The sequence below is a fragment of the Micromonospora sp. WMMD1120 genome (assembly GCF_029626235.1).
In the GTDB taxonomy this organism is placed as follows: Bacteria; Actinomycetota; Actinomycetes; order Mycobacteriales; family Micromonosporaceae; genus Micromonospora.
On the sequence record NZ_JARUBO010000005.1, the window covers coordinates 1,194,243 to 1,212,678 of the forward strand.

The 18,436-nt window shown below is 72.3% G+C and carries 15 protein-coding genes and 1 riboswitch; of the genes, 3 read left to right on the forward strand and 12 right to left on the reverse strand.

The genetic code is table 11. From position 1 onward, the window contains the following. Nucleotides 1-7: 7 nt before the first annotated feature. From thiD to thiE, 6 genes are all read right to left on the reverse strand, one after another. On the reverse strand, nucleotides 8-793 hold the full coding sequence (thiD, locus tag O7634_RS05635; protein WP_278149102.1) for a bifunctional hydroxymethylpyrimidine kinase/phosphomethylpyrimidine kinase: 786 nt from the start codon (nucleotides 791-793) through the stop codon (nucleotides 8-10). Continuing rightward, nucleotides 790-1,404 carry a thiamine phosphate synthase gene (locus O7634_RS05640; protein WP_278149103.1) on the reverse strand — a complete coding sequence of 205 codons (615 nt, stop codon included), beginning with the start codon at nucleotides 1,402-1,404 and terminating at the stop codon, nucleotides 790-792. The genes thiD and O7634_RS05640 overlap by 4 nt, the downstream gene beginning before the upstream one ends. Beyond that, on the reverse strand, nucleotides 1,401-2,180 hold the full coding sequence (locus O7634_RS05645; RefSeq protein WP_278149104.1) for a thiazole synthase: 780 nt from the start codon (nucleotides 2,178-2,180) through the stop codon (nucleotides 1,401-1,403). Before O7634_RS05645 ends, O7634_RS05640 begins: the two co-directional genes overlap by 4 nt. Beyond that, nucleotides 2,177-2,377, reverse strand: coding sequence for a sulfur carrier protein ThiS (gene thiS / locus O7634_RS05650; protein ID WP_278149105.1), 201 nt, complete (start codon nucleotides 2,375-2,377; stop codon nucleotides 2,177-2,179). The genes O7634_RS05645 and thiS overlap by 4 nt, the downstream gene beginning before the upstream one ends. After that, nucleotides 2,368-3,576, reverse strand: coding sequence for a glycine oxidase ThiO (gene thiO / locus O7634_RS05655; protein WP_278153882.1), 1,209 nt, complete (start codon nucleotides 3,574-3,576; stop codon nucleotides 2,368-2,370). The genes thiS and thiO overlap by 10 nt, the downstream gene beginning before the upstream one ends. Then, nucleotides 3,573-4,199, reverse strand: a complete 627-nt coding sequence (gene thiE / locus O7634_RS05660; protein WP_278149106.1) for a thiamine phosphate synthase — start codon at nucleotides 4,197-4,199, stop codon at nucleotides 3,573-3,575. The genes thiO and thiE overlap by 4 nt, the downstream gene beginning before the upstream one ends. Next, nucleotides 4,194-4,302: riboswitch (TPP riboswitch) on the reverse strand. Its footprint overlaps the gene before it by 6 nt. 300 nt (nucleotides 4,303-4,602) lie before the next feature. Here thiE and O7634_RS05665 point away from each other — a divergent pair. Together O7634_RS05665 and O7634_RS05670 are read left to right on the forward strand one after the other, a co-directional pair. Further along, nucleotides 4,603-10,410, forward strand: a complete 5,808-nt coding sequence (locus tag O7634_RS05665) for a ThuA domain-containing protein (RefSeq protein ID WP_278149107.1) — start codon at nucleotides 4,603-4,605, stop codon at nucleotides 10,408-10,410. Nucleotides 10,411-10,481: 71 nt separating this feature from the next. Next, on the forward strand, nucleotides 10,482-11,078 hold the full coding sequence (locus O7634_RS05670; RefSeq protein ID WP_278149108.1) for a hypothetical protein: 597 nt from the start codon (nucleotides 10,482-10,484) through the stop codon (nucleotides 11,076-11,078). A 192-nt stretch (nucleotides 11,079-11,270) separates the two neighbouring features. Here the strand turns inward: O7634_RS05670 and O7634_RS05675 are convergent, their stop codons facing one another. From O7634_RS05675 to O7634_RS05685, 3 genes are read right to left on the reverse strand one after another with little or no spacing between them, the layout of a single operon-like run. Next, nucleotides 11,271-12,215 carry an aldo/keto reductase gene (locus O7634_RS05675; protein WP_278153883.1) on the reverse strand — a complete coding sequence of 315 codons (945 nt, stop codon included), beginning with the start codon at nucleotides 12,213-12,215 and terminating at the stop codon, nucleotides 11,271-11,273. A gap of 53 nt (nucleotides 12,216-12,268) precedes the next feature. Then, nucleotides 12,269-13,948 (reverse strand): ATP-binding cassette domain-containing protein, encoded by a 1,680-nt coding sequence (locus O7634_RS05680; protein ID WP_278149109.1) that lies wholly within the window; start codon nucleotides 13,946-13,948, stop codon nucleotides 12,269-12,271. 40 nt (nucleotides 13,949-13,988) lie between these two features. Then, complete coding sequence (locus tag O7634_RS05685) at nucleotides 13,989-14,594, reverse strand: methyltransferase (RefSeq protein WP_278149110.1); 606 nt, start codon at nucleotides 14,592-14,594, stop codon at nucleotides 13,989-13,991. Between the two features lie 102 nt (nucleotides 14,595-14,696). Here O7634_RS05685 and O7634_RS05690 point away from each other — a divergent pair, with 102 nt between their 5' ends. After that, nucleotides 14,697-15,815, forward strand: coding sequence for a hypothetical protein (locus O7634_RS05690; protein WP_278149111.1), 1,119 nt, complete (start codon nucleotides 14,697-14,699; stop codon nucleotides 15,813-15,815). A gap of 10 nt (nucleotides 15,816-15,825) precedes the next feature. Here the strand turns inward: O7634_RS05690 and truA are convergent, their stop codons facing one another. The 3 genes from truA to O7634_RS05705 all read right to left on the reverse strand — a co-directional run bounded on the left by truA (nucleotide 15,826) and on the right by O7634_RS05705 (nucleotide 18,348). Continuing rightward, nucleotides 15,826-16,656 (reverse strand): tRNA pseudouridine(38-40) synthase TruA, encoded by an 831-nt coding sequence (truA, locus tag O7634_RS05695; protein WP_278149112.1) that lies wholly within the window; start codon nucleotides 16,654-16,656, stop codon nucleotides 15,826-15,828. 68 nt (nucleotides 16,657-16,724) lie between these two features. Further along, nucleotides 16,725-17,291: a 50S ribosomal protein L17 gene (gene rplQ / locus O7634_RS05700; protein ID WP_278149113.1), complete on the reverse strand. Its 567-nt coding sequence runs from the start codon at nucleotides 17,289-17,291 to the stop codon at nucleotides 16,725-16,727. A gap of 34 nt (nucleotides 17,292-17,325) precedes the next feature. Beyond that, nucleotides 17,326-18,348: a DNA-directed RNA polymerase subunit alpha gene (locus tag O7634_RS05705; protein ID WP_007465227.1), complete on the reverse strand. Its 1,023-nt coding sequence runs from the start codon at nucleotides 18,346-18,348 to the stop codon at nucleotides 17,326-17,328. Nucleotides 18,349-18,436 lie beyond the last annotated feature (88 nt).

Consider the following 18,436-nt stretch of genomic DNA (forward strand, 5'->3'; position numbering starts at 1 on the left):
CTGGTGATCAGGCGGACCAGCCGAAGTGGTTCAGCGGCCCGCGCCCAGCTCCCAGCTCCCAACCCCGCGCGCCGGTCAGCGCACGGAGCACGTACTCCTTGGCGGCGCGCACGGCCGCCGGCACCGGATCGCCGTGCGCGAGGCGCACCGCGATCGCCGCCGAGAACGAGCACCCGGTGCCGTGGGTGTGCCGGGTGTCCACCCGTGGGCCGCGCAGCACAGTGCTGACCCCGTCGCCGTGCAGCACGTCGACCGCCTCGCCCCCGTCGAGGTCACCGCCGGTCACCACCACGTAATCCGGGCCGCCGGCCGCCAGGGCCTCGGCGGCCAGCACCATCGCGGCCACGTCGTCCACCGGACGTCCGGTGATGGCCGCGGCCTCCGCGCAGTTCGGCGTCGCCACCCGGGCGTACGGCAGCAGCCGCTCCACGGCGCCCACCACACCGAGCTGATGTCCACTGGTGGCGACCAGCACCGGGTCGACGACGAGCTGGGGCAACCGGCCGTCGCGAGCCGCCTCGGCCACCACCTCGGCGATCGCCGGGGTGCCGAGCATCCCCGTCTTGACCGCGCCGACGGTGAAGTCGGCCAGCACGCTGTCCAACTGCTCGGTGACAGTGCGCGGAGGCAGCGGCAGGACGGCGTCGACACCCCTGGTGTTCTGCGCGGTGACCGCCGTGAGGACGCTCGTGCCGTAAGCGCCGAGCGCCGCGAAGACCTTGAGATCCGCCTGGATGCCCGCGCCGCCGCCGGAGTCGGAGCCGGCGATCGTCAACGTTGTTCGTGGCGTCATCTGTCCTCTTTGGTTGCGGTTTGGGGCTGCTGGAAGGCGCTGACCAGATTTGCGGCTGTCGCAGAGGGGTCTTCTGCGCGCATCAGTGCGCCCAGCACCGCCACCCCGACGGCTCCCGCCTGGACGCAGGTGATGACGTGTTCCGGGGTTTCGATCCCGCCCAGGGCCAGCACGGGGACCGGGCTGACGCCGACGAGCTCGCGCAGCCCCGCGACGCCCAGGGGTGGGCCGTAGCCGGGTTTCGTCCTCGTGTGGTGGATCGGGGAGATGGTGGCGTAGTGCTCGGTGGTCAGGCGGCCCAGCTCTGCCCGGTCGTGGCAGGAGCGGCCGACCAGCGGATGGGACGGTGGCGGGTACGGGCCGGCGGCCGGCAGGTGGACCGCGTCGCCGCCGAGCGGGTCGGGGCCGGCCACGATGAGCGTCCCGCCGACGTCGGCGAGGATCGCGCGGAGGTCGGCGGCGAGGGCGGCGCGCTCGGGCGGGGGCAGGTCCTTCTCGCGCAGCACCACCCAGCGCACTCCCCCGGCCACCGCGCCCGCCACGACCCGGTCGAGCCGGTCCCGCGCGACGAGCCGGTCGGTCAGGAGGACGACTCCGGACGGCCGGCTCACAGGTCCGGTCTTCCCTCGTCCGGGGTGGACGCGAGCGCGTGGAAGCGACGGGCGATCCGCCCGGCGCCCGCCGCCAGGCGCCCGGCCTCGACCGCGTAGCGCATCGCGGTGGCCATCGCCACCGGGTCGGCCGCCCGGGTGACGGCGCTGGCCAGCAGCACCCCGTCACAGCCCAGTTCCATCGCCAGCGCCGCGTCGGACGCGGTGCCGATGCCGGCGTCCAGGATCACCGGTACGTCGACGCCCTGGCGGATGAGCCGGATGTGGTGCGGGTTGCCGACGCCGAGCCCCGAGCCGATCGGCGAGCCGGCCGGCATCACCGCCGCGCACCCCACGTCCGCCAGGCGGCGGGCCAGCACCGGGTCGTCACTGGTGTACGGCAGCACCGTGAACCCGTCGGCCACCAGCTCCTCGGCGGCACGCAGCAACTCCACCCCGTCCGGCAGCAGCGTCCGCTCGTCGCCGATCACCTCCAGCTTGACCCAGTCGGTGTCGAACGCGTCCCGGGCCAGCCGGGCCACCTTCACCGCCTCGATCGCGGTGTGGCAACCGGCCGTGTTCGGCAACAGGCGTACGCCGCAGCGGTCCAGCAGCTCCAGCAGCCCGCCGGTGGAGCCGGGCGCGGTGCCCACCCGGCGCAGCGCCACAGTGACCAACTCGGTCCCGGACGCCCGGATCGCCTGCTCCAGCACGTGCAGGTTGGCGGCTCCGCCGGTGCCCAGGATCAGCCGCGAGGTGAACGTCTGGCCACCCAGCTCGAACGACACCCCGCTCACCCGCCCTGCGCCGCGGTGAGCACCTCGACCCGGTCACCGTCGCGCAGCGCCCGGGTCGGCCAGTCGGCCCGGGGCACCACCTCGCCGTTGACCGCGACCGCCACCCCGCGCGGGTGCGGAACGATCTCGCCGACCAGGTCCGCCACCGACACGTCGGTGGCGACGCTGCGCCCGGTCCCGTTCACCGTCAACTCCACCGGTCCCCCTTCGTGGTCCGTTCCGGTCCGCCCGTCCCGTCCGCGCCGGAACCCGCCGGCGGCGTACCAGCCGCCGCGGAACCGGCAGCGCCGGCACCGTCGAAGCGATCGGCCCGCAGCGGCGCGAGCAGCGGATCGGGTACGCCGCCGAGCACCAGGTCGGCGATCAGGTCGGCGGTGAGCGGGGTGAGCACGATGCCGTGCCGGTGGTGCCCGGTGGCGACCAGGACACCCGGCCGGCCGGGCAACGGCCCGAGGATCGGCGCGTTGTCCGGGGTTCCCGGGCGCAGCCCGGCGACCGCCTCGACCAGCTCGTACTCGGCCAGCTCGGGCAGCAGGTCGACACCCGCGCGCAGCAGGCGCTGCACCGCGCCGGCGGTGACAGTGGTGTCCGACCGCTCCTCGACGGTCGCGCCGAGCACGACCTCACCGTCGGGGCGAGGCACCAGGTAGACCGACTCGCCGTCGGCGTACCCCCGGATCACGTGCCGGAAGCCCGGCGCGCCGCCGTCGGGCGCGCGCAGCCGGAGGATCTGGCCCTTGACCGGCCGCACGGGCAGGCCGGTGAGCGCGGCGGCCCCGCAGCCGGCGGCGACCACGGTGTGCCCGGCGTCCACATCGGACAGCCGGCGGACCGCCCGTGGCACCAGCACCGCGCCGGCCCGCCGCGCGGCCGTGCGCAGCGCCGGCACCAGCCGGCGGGGGTCGACCTGGTGGTCGGTGGGCGCGAGCGCGCCGCCGCGCACCCCCGGGGCGAGCGCCGGTTCGTGGTCGCGCAGCGCACTGGGGCGCAGCGGGGTCACCGGCAGACCCAGCCCCTGCTGGTACGCCCAGAGCCGGCGCGCCTCGGCCAGGTCGTCGCCGGTCAGCCCGACCAGCACCGTGCCCTCGGTCCGGTAACCGATCCCGACGCCGGTCGTCGCGGTCAGCTCGGCGGCGAACGCCGGCCAGCGGGCGGCGGACGCCAGCAGCAGCTCGGTCAACAGCCGCTCCCCGAAGTACGCCTCGGCGACCGGGGAGAGCATGCCGGCGGCGACCGCCGAGGCCCCCGAGCCGGACGCGGCGTCGTACACCTCGACGCGCAGCCCACGGGCGGCACAGCGCCACGCGATGGCCAGCCCGATCGGGCCCGCGCCCACCACCGCCACGTCCGGCCGGGCCCGGTCGCGTGCTGGCGCTGACGGTGACCGGCCGGTCAGCACGCCAGCGCCTCGATCAGCTCGGCGGTCGCCCGTGCCGGATCGGCGGCGGCGGAGACGGCGCCGACGACGGCCACCCCGTACGCCCCGGCGGCGCGCAGCGCGGGCACCCGGGCGGCGGTCACCCCGCCGATCGCGATGACCGGCACGTCGACGGCGTCGACGACGGCGCGTACCCCGGTGGGGCCGATCGGGTCCGGGAGTCCGGTCTTGGTGCTCGTGCGGTGGCACGGCCCGACGCCCAGGTAGCTGGCGCCGGCCGCGACGGCAGCGCTCGCCGTGCCCGGCGCGCGGGCGGTGGCGCCCAGCACACCGGCGGGGCCGAGCACCCGGCGGGCGGCGGCGACCGGCAGGTCGTCGGCCCCGACGTGCCCACCGGCGGCACCCACCGCCAGGGCGACGTGCAGCCGGTCGTTGACCAGGCAGGTCGCCCCGTACGGCGTGCAGAGCGCGAGCACCCGCCGGGCCAGGTCGTACGCCTCGCGGTCGGTGGCGGAGTCCTCGACCCGGACCTGCACGACGAGGTCGGCGCGGGCCGCGCTGAGGGCGGCCCGGACCACGGCGAGCGGTTCGCGCCCGGGTCGGGTGTCGGTGATCAGATGCAGTCGGCCGAGGGACGGCACGGCAACACTCCTCCCTGCGCCGGCATTACCCGGATCAGGTTCGACGGTCGGGGGCTGTCAGCCCCCCTCTCAGCCCGGTACACCGGGCTCCCGTGGGTTACGTGAGTGTCACCGTACGACAGAACCGCCGCTCTGCCAAGGCGCGGGCCGGCGGGGGTCCGGCGGCCGGGCGCGGCGAAATCTGTGGGGCACTTCATACGGTCCTGTTCGGAATGTCGCCCGCCGTTGCAGAACCGTTACCCGTCCGCATCTTGCCCGACATCGAACCAGCCGAATTAATTTGTTCAGCGATTCGACAAAATGTCGGTGGGACACCTGACGAGGTGTGACCACCGACTCCACCGGGGACGGCATTCGGCGAGCCGGCTCCAGCGAGCTCTGTCACTACGACACAGGAGGCGGCGTGTCCCGTTCTCGTCGTGCCCGCGTACCCATCACCGCAACACTGATCTCACTGGCCATGGCCTCGACCACGCTGTTCGGCACGCCCGCCCAGGCGGCCCCGCAGCAGGCCCCGGCAGCCCAGGTGGCGCCGAAGGCGGCCAACGCCGCCGACGATCCCTACTCCGTCCTGATCTTCTCCAAGACCGCCGGTTTCCGGCACGACTCCATCCCCACCGGCATCGCCGCCATCCAACAGCTCGGCGCTGCCAACGGATTCACCGCCGACAACACCGAGGACGGCGCGGCATTCAACGACGCCAACCTGGCGAAGTACAAGGCCGTGATCTGGCTCTCCACCACCGGTGACGTGCTCAACGCCGAGCAGCAGGCGGCGTTCGAGCGCTACGTCAAGGCCGGCGGCGGCTACGTCGGCATCCACGCCGCCTCGGACACCGAGTACAGCTGGGCCTGGTACGGCGACCTGGTCGGCGCGTACTTCGCCAACCACCCGCAGAACCAGACGGCAACGGTCAAGGTGGAGGACCACGCCCACCCGTCCACCGCCGAGCTGCCGGACCGCTGGTCCCGCTTCGACGAGTGGTACAACTACCAGACCAACCCCCGGCCGGACGTGCACGTGCTGGCCAGCCTGGACGAGAAGTCCTACACCCCGGGCGCGGGCGCGATGGGCGCGGACCACCCGATCGCCTGGTGTCAGGACTACGACGGCGGCCGGTCCTGGTACACCGGCGGCGGCCACACCCGCGAGTCGTACGCGGAGCCGGAGTTCCTGTCCCACCTGCTCGGCGGCATCCGGACCGCGGCCGGTGTCGCGGACGCCGACTGCGGCGCGTCGAAGACCGCCAACTTCGAGAAGGTCACGCTGGACAGCAACACCAGCAACCCGATGGAGCTGGACATCGCCCCCGACGGGCGGGTCTTCTACATCGAGCGGGACGGCCGCGTGCAGATCGTGAAGCCGGACACCGGCAACACCGTCACCGCCATCGACCTGGACGTCTTCACCGGCAACGAGGACGGCCTGATCGGCATCCGGCTCGACCCGGACTTCGCCACCAACAAGTGGGTGTACCTCTACTACGCGCCGAACGACGGCGTCACCCGCAACCTGCTCTCCCGGTTCACGGTGACCGGCGACACCATCGACCCGGCCAGCGAGAAGCAGATGCTGCGGGTCGACACCCAGCGCAACACCTGCTGCCACGCCGGCGGCAGCATGGCGTTCGACAGCGCGGGCAACCTCTACCTGGCCACCGGTGACAACACCAACCCGTTCGAGTCGAACTCGTACTCGCCGCTCGACGAGCGGGCGGGCCGCCAGGACTACGACGCGCAGCGCACCTCCGCGAACACCAACGACCTGCGCGGCAAGGTGATCCGCATCCACCCGGAGGACGACGGGACGTACACCGTCCCGTCCGGCAACCTCTTCCCGCCGGGCACCGAGAAGACCCGTCCCGAGATCTACGCGATGGGCTTCCGCAACCCGTTCCGGATCGGCACCGACCCGAAGACCAACACGCTGTACGTCGGGGACTACGGGCCGGACGCCAACAGTGACAACCCGAACCGGGGCCCGCGCGGTCTGGTCGAGTGGAACATCGTCACCCCGGGCAACTACGGCTGGCCGTACTGCACGGGCACGAACGAGGCGTACAACGACTACACCTTCCCGTCCGGCCCGAGCGGCCCGAAGTTCGACTGCGCGGCACCGGTCAACAACTCGCCGAACAACACCGGCCTGACCAACCTGCCGCCGGTCGTCCCGGCGACCGTCGACTACGGGTACGCCGGTGACGCGCGCTACCCCGAGATCGGCGGCGGTGGCGCCCCGATGGGCGGCCCGGTCTACCGGTACGACGCGGACCTCAACTCGACCCGCAAGTGGCCGGCCTACTACGACGGCAAGGCGCTGCTCGGCGAGTGGAACCAGAACAAGATGTACACCATGCAGGTGACCGCCGACGGCAAGTCGCTTGTGGACATCAACCAGCTGCTCGCCGGCATGAGCATGATCCGGCCGATGGACTTCGAGTTCGGCCCGGACGGCGCGCTGTACCTGATCGAGTGGGGCAGCGGCTTCGGCGGCAACAACGACAACTCCGGCGTCTACCGGATCGACTACACCGCCGGTGACCGCGCCCCGATCGCGGCGGCGTCCGCCAACCCGACCTCGGGTCCGGCGCCGTTGACAGTCACCTTCTCCAGCGCCGGCTCCCGGGACCCGGACGGCGGCGCGCTCACCTACGCCTGGACGTTCGGCGACGGGCAGACCTCGACCGAGGCCAACCCGACGCACACGTACGCCACGGCGGGCAACTACACCGCCCAGCTCACCGTCACCAACCCCAAGGGCCGGACCGCGGTGGCCAACGTGCCGGTCACCGTGGGCAACACCGCGCCGACGGTCTCCATCGAGTTCCCGCCGGACGGTGGCTTCTTCAACTGGGGTGACCAGGTCCGCTACTCGATCAAGGTGACCGACCCCGAGGACGGGGAGATCGACTGTGACCGGGTCGGGTTGCAGGTGCTCCTCGGTCACGACGAGCACGCCCACCCGCTGGAGCAGCACACCGGCTGCACCGGCACCGTCCAGACGTCGCTCGCCTCCGGGCACGGCGCCGAGGCGAACGTCTTCGCGGTCTTCGAGGCCACCTACACCGACGAGGGCGGCGCCGGCGGTTCCGGCGCGCTGACCGGCCGGCAGATCGAGGTTCTCCAGCCGAAGCAGAAACAGGCCGAGTACTTCACCGCCACCGGGCGCGCCCCGGTGAGCACCGGCGGTGGCGACCCCGGCGTGCAGCGGGAGACCGGCTCGGACACCGCCGGCGGTGGCCAGAACATCGGCTTCATCGAGGACGGCGACTGGTGGTCGGTCGCTCCGGCGGACCTGACCAACATCACCGAGATCCGGTTCCGGGCCGCCTCGGCCGCCGCTGGCGGTCGTATCGAGGTCCGGGCGGGCGCTGTCGACGGACCGGTGGTCGCCACGGCGACGGTGCCGGCGACCGGCGCGTGGCAGACGTACACGGACGTGAGCGCACCGGTCACCGGCGCGGCGAGCGGCTCGCTGTACTTCCTGGCCCGCGACCCGAACGGCGGCACGGGTTCACTGTTCAACGTCAACTGGATGGACTTCGTCGGTCGCGGTGTCACCGAGAACGCGCCGCCGACGGTCAGTGCCACCGCCACCCCGGCGACCGGCACCGCGCCGGTCACCGTCGCCTTCGACGGCACGGCCACCGACGCCGAGGGTGACACCCCGCTGACGTACGCCTGGGACTTCGGTGACGGCGGCACGGCGACCACTGTGGACGCCAGCCACACCTACACCAGCGCGGGCACCTTCACGGCCACCCTCACGGTGACCGACAGCAAGGGCGCCAAGTCGTACGCCACGGTACCGGTGCGGGTCGACGCGCCGGACACGTCCTGCTTCGGGGCGCGTTCGGACGACTTCAACGGCAACACCCTCGACAAGGAGCGCTGGACCAGCGTCATCCGGGAGAACCAGCTCTACTCCCTCAGTGGCGGCGCGCTGCGGCTGCCCACTGCCGTGGGCGACCTCTACGGCGCCCGCAACGACGCCACCAACCTGGTGCTCCAGCCGGCCCCGACCGGCGCCTGGGAGATGACCACCAAGGTCACCCTCCCGGTGACGGCCAACTACCAGCAGGCCGGCCTGCTGGTGTACGGCGACGACGACAACTACGCCAAGGTGGACCTGCTGTACAACGGCAGCCGGCGGGTGGAGTTCATCCGGGAGACGGCGGGCACGCCGCGCAACGAGTCCACCGACGCCACCAACGCACCGGCGGGTGACACCGTGTACCTGCGGGTCACCAGCGACGGGACGAACCTGACCGCGTCCGTTTCGAGCGACGGGCAGACGTTCACCCCGGTCGGCCGTTCGGCGGCGCTGGCCGGCATCACCAACCCGCGGATCGGGGTCTTCGCGCTCAACGGCGGCACCGAGGCGCCGGTCGTCGAGGCGGCCTTCGACTCGTTCCAGGTGACGCCGGACGCCCCGGCCGGACCGGTCGACCCGTCCGACGAGTTCAACGGCACCACGTTGGACAAGTGCCGGTGGGACGCCATCCTGCGGGAGGACCCGACCGGTTACCGGGTCACCGGCGGCGCGCTGCGCATCGACGTGCCGAACGGTGACATCTACGGCACCGACAACACCGGGCCGAAGAACTTCATCCTCCAGACCGCGCCGTCGGGCGACTGGACCCTGGAGACGAAGGTCGACGGCAGCCTGCTGAACGAGCAGTACCAGCAGGCCGGTCTGCTCGTGCAGGCGGACGACGACAACTACCTGAAGTTCGACTTCATCGCGGACAACCAGGCCGGCCAGGCGGTCACGCGGCGGATCGAGTTCCGCAGCGAGATCGGCGGCGTCGTCCAGAGTCCGCAGCCGGAGGCGACCAGCCTGACCAGTGCCGTCTGGCACCTCCGGTTGGCCCGCACCGGTAACACGTTCACCGCGTCGTACTCGGCCGACGGGACGACCTGGACCGCGCTCGAGGCGCTGACCAACACCGCTGTGGGTGCCACCCCGAAGGTCGGTCTGTTCACCCTCGGCGCCAACCAGACGGCCTCGAAGACCGCCGCGTTCGACTACTTCCGGTTGAGCACCGAGGTTGCCGACGAGACCGCTCCGGTCACCACGGCCGCGGTGTCCGGCACCCCCGTCGAGGGGTGGTACACCGGACCGGTGACGGTGACCCTCACCGCCGCCGACGAGGCCGGCGGTAGCGGGCTCGCCAGCACCGAGTACCAGCTGGACGGGGCCACCACCTGGACGGCCTACACCGAGCCGGTGCAGGTCAGCGGGGACGGCGAGCACGAGCTGCGGTTCCGCTCGACGGACGAGGCCGGCAACGTGGAGGCGACCAAGACCGTCTCGGTCAAGATCGACGCCACCGCACCGGTGACCACCGCGACGTTCGCCCCGGCGAACGACGAGGGCTGGCACAACGGCACGATCCCGGTCGTGCTGGCCGCCACCGACGCCGGTTCCGGCGTCAAGACGGTGGAGTGGTCGCTGGACGGTGGCGCGTGGACGCCGTACACCACGCCGGTCGAGGTGACCGGTGACGGGCAGCACGAGCTGCTGTACCGCTCGACCGACAAGGCGGGCAACGCCGAGACGCTCAAGTCGGCGGTCCTGAAGATCGACGGCAGCAAGCCGACGCTGCTGGTCTCCGGCATCGCCGACGGCCAGCTCTACGGTGACAGCCAGGACGTCCGGGTGTCCTGGCAGGCCGTCGACCCGACCTCGGGCATCGCGTCGGTGGTCGGCCAGTTGGACGGCCAGACGTACGCCAGCGGCACCCTGCAGGCCATGTACGAGCTGTCGCTCGGCCTGCACGAGCTGACCGTGACCGCGACCGACAAGGCGGGCAACAAGACCACCTCGAACGTCCGGTTCTTCGTCACCACCTCGTTCCGGGACATGCAGGGTCTGCTGGACCGGTTCAAGGCGACGGGTCGGCTCTCGGCCAAGGCGCACAAGCAGCTGACCGCCAAGCTCGACGCGGCCCGGCAGGCCGAGGCGGCCGGCAACGACAACAAGGCGATCAAGCAGTTGACCGCGTTCCGCGCGCTCGCCGCCGACGCCACCCTGGTGGCCGAGGCGGAGATCCGCGACGTCCTGATCCGGGACGCCGACGCCATGATCGTCCGGCTCGGTGGCGAGGCCAGCAAGGCCGGGGTCAAGGCGAACGACGGCGAGACGGTCAAGGGCACCGGACGGCTCGGTGGCGACGCCACCCGGCTCGCACCCGGTCGCCAGCTCTGATCCGACGAGGCCCCTTCCCGACGCTCCGGCGTCGGGGAGGGGCCTCCCTCATCGGTAGTGAGGAGATGTCCGTGACGGGTATCCGCAAGGTGTTGGCCGCCGTGTTCGCCGGGCTGGTCCTGACCCTGTTCGTCGCCGCCCCGGCGGCGGCCGAGGCCGCTCAGGTCGCCCCGGCGGCAGCCGGCGCCGCTCAGGTCGCCCCGGCGGCGAAGGCCGCCCCGGCGGCGAAGGCCGACAAACTCAAGCTCACGGTGGCCGGCGACGGGGCCGAGGGAGTCACCATCCAGGCCACCTACGCCGACGGTCGCCGGCTGGAGCAGGTGGTGCGGCTGGTCCTCACCGCCACCGGCCCGGATGGGCAGCGGGTCGGACCGGTGCAGTTGGAACCACAGCCGGAGGGGCAGGGCTTCTACAGCAGTGGCCCGCTGCTCTCCGCCGGCACGTGGAAGGTGACTGTGGACTCCCCCGCTCCCCTGGCGGCCAAGGCCACCGCGACGGTGCAGGCGAAGGCGGCACAAACGCCGCCGGCGCCCGCGCCGGTGGCGGTGACCACGCGGACGGACGAGGCGGGCGGACCGGGCTGGTGGCCGTTCGCGGCTGCCGGCCTCGTGCTGGTCGCCCTGGCGATGGCTGTGGCCATGGTGTTCGGCCGCCGCCGCACGAGCTGACCGAACAGACAGCGCACGACCGGGCCGGGCCGCTGTCGCGGCCCGGCCCGGTGTCGTCTCGGCGACGTGATCAACTCGACGTCCCGCGAAGTCGGGGCCTCCCGATCGCAGGTCACCCCGATTTTCAGGAACCCGAGTGGATCACGCTAGGCGCCCACGCGGCGCGCCCGGCTCACACGCGGCGCGCCCGGCTCAGAGGATGGCGCGCAGCGCGGCCAGGTCCTCGTCGTCGGGCTCCCAGGTGCCGGCGGCGGCGTTCGCACGCACCTGCTCGGGCGTGGTGGCACCGGCGATCACCGAGGTCACCGCCGGCTGGGCGGCCAGCCCACCGATCGCCACCTGGAGCATGCTGAGACCTCGCTCGGCCGCGTACGCCTCGATCGCCTCGATGGTGTCCCAGTCGGCGGCGGCGAACCGCTCGGCGTACCGGCCACCGCCAGCGAGCCGGCTGCCGGCCGGGGGCTGCTCACTGCGCCGGTACTTGCCGGTGAGCAGGCCGTTGGCGAGCGGGAAGAACGGAAGCATGCCCAGTCCGAACCGCTCACAGGCCGGAATCACCTCGGTCTCCACCGACCGCTCCACCAGACTGTAGTGGTTCTGCGCGCTGACGAAGCGGGCCCGACCGTTCGACGAGGCGACCCAGTCCGCGTCGGCGATCTGCCATCCGGCGAAGTTGGAGTTGCCCAGGTAGCGCACCTTGCCGTCACGGACCAGGTCGTCCAGGGCGGCCAGGGTCTCGTCGATCGGGGTGCCCGGGTCGGGCTCGTGCATCTGGTACAGGTCGATGTGGTCGGTGCCGAGCCGGCGCAGCGACGCCTCCACCGCGCGGGCGATGTACCGCCGGGAGCCACGGGCGCCGAAGTCCGGCCCGTTGAGGCCGTGCATGTCCATGCCGAACTTGGTCGCCACCACCACGTCGTCCCGGCGGCCCTTGAGCGCCTGCCCGAGCAGCTCCTCGGAGCCACCCTGCGGCTCACCGTAGATGTCGGCGGTGTCGAAGAGGGTGATCCCGGCGTCCAGGGCGGCGTCCACCACCGCGCGGGTGCCGTCCAGGTCGAGCTTGCGGCCGAAGTTGTTGCAGCCGATGCCGACCACGGACACCACGAGCCCGGAGTCGCCCAGCCGGCGATAGGTCATCTCAGTCACGAGATCCACCCTATGCCGGCTGGACGGTTGTCGTCGGGGACCGGTCAGCCCACGTCCCAGACCGGCTCCGGGGTCTCCACCACCTCGTTGTCGCCCCGGAACAGCACGAACCTGTCGAAGGAGCGGGTGAACCAGCGATCGTGGGTCACCGCGATCACCGTTCCCTCGAAGGCGTTCAGGCCCGCCTCCAGAGCCTCCGCGCTGGCCAGGTCGAGGTTGTCGGTGGGCTCGTCGAGCAGCAGCAGGGTCGCCCCGGACAGCTCCAGCAGCAGCACCAGGAACCGGGCCTGCTGCCCGCCGGAGAGCGTGCCGAAGCGCTGGTCGCCCTGCGCGGCCAACTCGTACCGGCTGAGCATCCCCATCGCGGCGTGCCGGTCCATGCCGGCGCGGTGCTCGTCGCCCCGCCACAGGATCTCGACCAGCGTCTTCGCCATCAGCTCCGGTCGGTCGTGGGTCTGCGAGAAGTGCCCGGGGCGGACCCGGGCGCCGAGCCGGGCGGTGCCGTCGTGGGCCACCGGCGCCAGCCCACCCGCGCCGTCGACCGGCCCGCTCGCCGGGTCGGGATCGGTGCCACCGCGCGCCAGCAGCCGCAGGAAGTGCGACTTGCCGGTGCCGTTGGCACCGAGCACCGCCACCCGGTCGCCGTACCAGATCTCCAGGTCGAACGGGAACGTCAGGCCGTCCAGCTCCAGTTGCTCACAGACGACGGCGCGCTTGCCGGTCCGTCCGCCGCTCAGCCGCATCCGGATGTCCTGGTCCTTCGGGGGTACGGGCGGCGGCCCGGCCTCCTCGAACTTGCGCAGCCGGGTCTGCGCGGCCTGGTAGCGCGAGGCCAACCCGTCGTTGTACGCGGCCTTCTGCTTGTACATCAGCATCAGCTCGCGCAGCTTCTGGTGCTCCTCGTCCCAGCGTCGGCGCAGCTCGTCGAGGCGGGCGTGCCGGGCCACCCGCGCCTCGTGCCAGCTCGCGAAGCCGCCCGGGTGCACCCAGGCGCTACCGCCCTCGACGGCGACCACCCGGTCGGCGCTCTGGGCCAGCAACTCCCTGTCGTGCGAGACGTAGAGCACCGACTTGGTCGACTCGCGCAGGCGCGCCTCCAGCCACCGCTTGCCGGGCACGTCGAGGAAGTTGTCCGGTTCGTCGAGCAGCAACACCTCGTCCGGGCCACGCAACAGCAGCTCCAACGCGAAGCGCTTCTGCTGACCGCCGGAGAGCGTACGCACCGGTCGGTCTCGTACGGCGTCCCACTGCTTGTCGAGCACGATGGTGGCGACGGTGTCGAAGAGCACCTCGGCGTCGTAGCCGCCCGCCTCGCCCCAGGCGCCGAGCGCGTCCGCGTACGCCAGTTGAGCCTTGCCCGCGGCGGTGCTGAACTTCCCGTGGGCCTCGGCGGCGCGCATGGCCGTCTCGGTCTCGGCGAGCCGGCGGCCGGCGTCGCGCAGCGCCGGCGGGGCCAGCGACAGCGCCAGGTCGGCGAGCGTCGACTCGTCACCGATCATGCCGATGAACTGGCGCATCACGCCCAGCCCGCCGGAGCGCGCCACGACGCCGGTGCGCACCGGCAGGTCGCCGGCCACCATTCTCAGCAGCGTCGTCTTCCCGGCCCCGTTCGGCCCGACCAGGGCGACCTTGGCGCCCTCGCCAACCCGGAACGACACGTCGGCGAAGAGTTCCCGGCCGTCGGGCAGGCTGTGCCCGACCCCTGCCACGTCCACGTATCCCACGCCGGGATACTGCCCCAGCGAGGGCGGACGGTACATCCAATTACCGGGTGACCCGCAGTACCCGAAAGCCCTTCTGGCTGGCGTGCCGATCGACCTGCCAGCCCTGCTCGACGAGCCAGCGCTGGAGCGAGTCGCCGCCCAGGTGCCGGGCGACGACCAGCCAACCGACGCCGTCCGGGGCGAGTCGGGGCAGCCACCGCAGCAGCAGCCCGTGCAGGTCGTCCTTGCCGATCCGAATGGGCGGGTTGGACCAGATCTCGGCGAACCGGATGTCCGCCGGAACGTCGTCCGGCGCGCTGACCCGGACCCGGTCACCGGCGCCGATGCGGGCCGCGTTGGCGGCGGTCAACTCGCGCGCCCGCGCGTTGACGTCGACGGCCCAGACGGTGCTCAGCGGCGCGGAGTCGGCCAGCACACAGCTGATCGGCCCGAACCCGCAGCCGAGGTCGAGCAGGTCACCACCGGTGTCGGCGGCGGGCAGCTCGGCCTTGCGCAGCAGCACGGCGGTGCCCGGGTCGAGCCGGCTGGCGGAGAAGACCCCGCCGGCCGAGGCGAGCCGGTAGTCGCGGTCGGCGACCGAGAACTCCACCTCGCGCGCCGGGGCGTCGCTGGTGGGCTGAGCGGTGAAGTAGTGGTCGCCGGTCACCCGGCAATTCTCGCACCGGCCGGGGGCAGCTCCGGCAGGGCCCACGAGCACAATTACTGGAAATTACCCCCTAAAGGGACAATGGCTCCTACTCTGGGCAACATGGTGTATCGGTACGAGTCCGATGAGGACGCTTTCGAGGAGTACCCGGAGCCCGGGTCCGGTCCGTCGACGTTCGGCGCCGGACCGCCTCCGCCGGCCGGGCCCTCCCCGTCCCGCTTCCCCACGCCGTCGCTGCCCCGGCCCAACCAGCTCTCGCTGCCCTCGTCGCAGCCCACACCACCCCGCATCGACCTGGCCCGGCCGACCCGGGCCGAGACGACACAGCCGGCGTCGACAGGTGCCGAGATCCCGCCCGCGCCGCCCCGCAGCCAGATCTACACCTCGGCGATGCCGGCGGAGCCTGCCGGCCGGCGCGGCGGCGGCCGGCTGTGGCAGATGCTGATCGGCGGCGCGGCGGTCCTGGTGCTGCTCGCCCTCTGCGGCCTGGGCGCCGCCGCGCTCCTGAGCGATCGAGGGCAGCAACCGCAGAGCGACCCGACGTTCCAGCCGAACGCCGCGCCGACCTCCGCCGCACCGGCGGAACGGCTGGCCCTCGACTCGCGCGACACCGACCAGGCGCCGCTCACCGCCAAGGAACTCTTCCCCGGTAAGGAACTGAAACTCACCGACGGCCAGCCGGGCTACCGGGTGCTCAAGACCCAGTCCAGCGGCAGTTGCGCCGTCGCCGCCACCGACGAGGTCGCCGACCTACTGGTCCGGCTCGGCTGCAACCAGGCCGTCCGGGCCACCCTGCGGACACCGGACGGCGAACACCTGGTGACCGCGGGCCTGTTCAACCTCACCGACAAGGTCAGCGCGGAGCGCGCCCGGGACCGGATCCGCCAGGTGCTCGACGAACGGCAGGGCCGGTTCCGTGGCCTGACCGCTGACGACGGCGACGGCGACGGCACCGAGGTTCTGGCGACCGCCCCCGCTCGGGTCGGTTGGCAGGTCCGGGGGCACTACCTGGCGTACGCGCTGGTGGTCCGCAGGGACGGCGCCACGATCAAGGCGGGCGACGCCAGGGTGCGCGAGATCCTGTTCGACATGATCGAGCTGCACCTCAGTCGGGGTGTGCTGCAACAGCGCGTCGACGGCGGCACCGCCGCACAACCGACGGCGGCGCCGAGCGGCACCACAGCCACCCAGGACGGCACGGACGAGCTGCCGGGCGACTGACCGGGACCGGTCAGCCCTCGACCGGAACCCGGAGCCGACGGGTGAGGTCCGCGCGGCGGGCGTACTCGGCCGGATCGTCCGGGTAGCCGACGGCGACGAGCGTCAACCCACGGGCCGGCGCCACCGTGACCTCGCTGGACCGCTCCCGGTGCCGGAGCAGGCTGCCCGGCCACTCCACCGGTCGGCGGCCGTCCCCGGCCACCAGCATGGCCCCCACCAGGCTGCGCACCATCGCCTGGCAGAACGCGTCGGCCTGCACCGTCGCGACCAGGATGCCGTCCGGGTCGCGCCGCCAGTCCAGCCGCGTCACCTCGCGCAGCGTGGTCGCGTTCTCCTTGCGCCGGCAGTACGCGGCGAAGTCGTGCTCCCCCACCAGCCCGGTCGCCGCGGCGTTCAGCGCGGCCAGGTCGAGCGGCTTCGGCCAGGCCAGCACCTCGTGCCGGCGCAACGGCTCGACGCCGAAGGACGCGTCGGTGACCCGGTACTCGTAGCGCCGGAACGTGGCCGAGAACCGGGCGTCGAAATCGGCAGGCACCTCCGTCATCGCCCGGACCCGCACGTCGGGGGGGAGCAGCCGGGCCAGCCGGCGCACCAGGCGTCCCTCGTGCTGCCGCCACACCTCGGCGGGCAGATCCAGGTGGCACACCTGTCCCGTGGCGTGCACCCCCGCGTCGGTCCGACCGGCCACCGTCAGCCCGGTGGCCGTACCGACGCCGAGGACCAGGTCCAGGGTCTCGACGAGCACTCCCGCGACGGTACGGCGGGTCGGCTGCGGGGCCCAGCCGGAGAAATCGGTGCCGTCGTACGAGACGTCCAGCCGGAGCCGGAGCCGCTCGTCCACCTCGTACCTCCTGTTACGGGTCGGGCCCGACACCCCAGGTGGGGTGCCGGGCCCGAAACAGCCCTCGATCAGGCCTTGTTCTCGGTGTTCTCGGTGGCCTCGTCGCTGTCCTCGCGGGCGGCGGCGGTGTCACCGGACGCCGACACCGGCGCCTCGGCGTCCTGGTCGGCCGGGGCCGACTGCGGGGCGTCCTCGGCCGGGGCAAGCGCCTCGACCTTGTCCTGCTGCGCGGCCTTGCGGGCGGCGGTCTTCTTGTTCGCCTTCGGCTCGGCGACCTGAAGCTCCTCCACCAGCTCGATGATCGCCATCGGAGCGGCGTCACCCTTGCGCGGACCGGTCTTCACGATCCGGGTGTAACCGCCGGGCCGGTTGGCGTACCGGGGCGCGATCTGGTCGAACAGGGCGTAGACCACGTCCTTGTCCTTGACGACACCCAGCACCCGCCGCCGCGAGGCGAGGTCACCGCGCTTGGCCTTGGTGATGAGCTGCTCGGCCAGCGGACGCAGCCGCCGGGCCTTCGTCTCGGTGGTCTGGATCTTGCCGTGCTGGAACAGCGCGGTGGCCAGGTTGGCCAGCATCAGCCGCTCGTGCGCGGGGCTGCCGCCGAGGCGGGGGCCCTTGGTGGGCGTGGGCATGCTTGGTGCTCCTCAGTTGTGGCGGCAGCGCGGACTAGAGCTGCTCGGTCTCGCGGTAGTCGTCGGTGTCGTAGTCGGCCTCGCCGAAGGTGTCCACGACGTGCGCCGGGTCGAAGTTCGGAGCCGAGTCCTTCAGCCCGAGACCCATCCCGGCGAGCTTCATCTTGACCTCGTCGATCGACTTCTGACCGAAGTTGCGGATGTCGAGGAGGTCGGCCTCGGTACGCCCGATGAGCTCACCAACGGAGTTGATGCCCTCGCGCTTGAGGCAGTTGTAGGAGCGGACGGTCAGGTCCAGCTCCTCGATCGGCAGGGCGAGGTCCGCCGCCAGCTGGGCGTCCTGCGGGGACGGCCCGATGTCGATGCCCTCGGCGGTCTCGTCCAGCTCCCGGGCCAGCCCGAACAGCTCGACGAGCGTCGAACCGGCGGAGGCCAGCGCGGTACGCGGACCCATCGACGGCTTGGTCTCGACGTCGATGATCAGCCGGTCGAAGTCGGTGCGCTGCTCGACACGGGTCGCCTCGACGCGGTACGTCACCTTCAGCACCGGCGAGTAGATCGAGTCGACCGGGATCCGGCCGATCTCGGCGCCGGACTGCTTGTTCTGCGCCGCCGTCACGTAGCCCCGACCCCGCTCGACGGTCAGCTCCATGTCGAGCCGGCCCTTGCCGTTCAGGGTCGCGAGCTTGAGGTCCGGGTTGTGCACCGAGACGCCGGCCGGCGGCTGGATGTCACCAGCGGTCACGTCGCCCGGGCCCTGCTTGCGCAGGTACATGCTGACCGGCTCGTCGTGCTCGGAGCTGACGCACAGCTCCTTGATGTTCATGACGAGCTCGACCACGTCCTCCTTGACGCCGGGGATCGTGGTGAACTCGTGCAGCACACCGTCGATCTTGATCGAGGTGACGGCCGCGCCCGGGATCGACGACAGCAGCGTACGCCGCAGCGAGTTACCCAGGGTGTAGCCGAAGCCCGGCTCCAGCGGCTCGATGGCGAACCGGGACCGGGTCTCGTTGATCGACTCCTCGGAGAGGGAGGGTCGCTGGCTGATGAGCATCTTTTCTCTTCTCTTCCGGGGACGCCCGCTATTTGACGCCCACGACACAAACTGTTCCGGTGGCCCGCCCTGCCGGACGGGCCACCGC

Bases quoted from the DNA above. Each gene is read 5' to 3' on its own strand.
- thiD (WP_278149102.1), bottom strand. From the start codon at position 793: ATGACGCCACGAACAACGTTGACGATCGCCGGCTCCGACTCCGGCGGC.
- rplQ (WP_278149113.1), bottom strand. From the start codon at position 17,291: ATGCCCACGCCCACCAAGGGCCCCCGCCTCGGCGGCAGCCCCGCGCAC.
- O7634_RS05705 (WP_007465227.1), bottom strand. From the start codon at position 18,348: ATGCTCATCAGCCAGCGACCCTCCCTCTCCGAGGAGTCGATCAACGAG.
- O7634_RS05675 (WP_278153883.1), bottom strand. From the start codon at position 12,215: ATGACCTATCGCCGGCTGGGCGACTCCGGGCTCGTGGTGTCCGTGGTC.
- O7634_RS05690 (WP_278149111.1), top strand. From the start codon at position 14,697: ATGGTGTATCGGTACGAGTCCGATGAGGACGCTTTCGAGGAGTACCCG.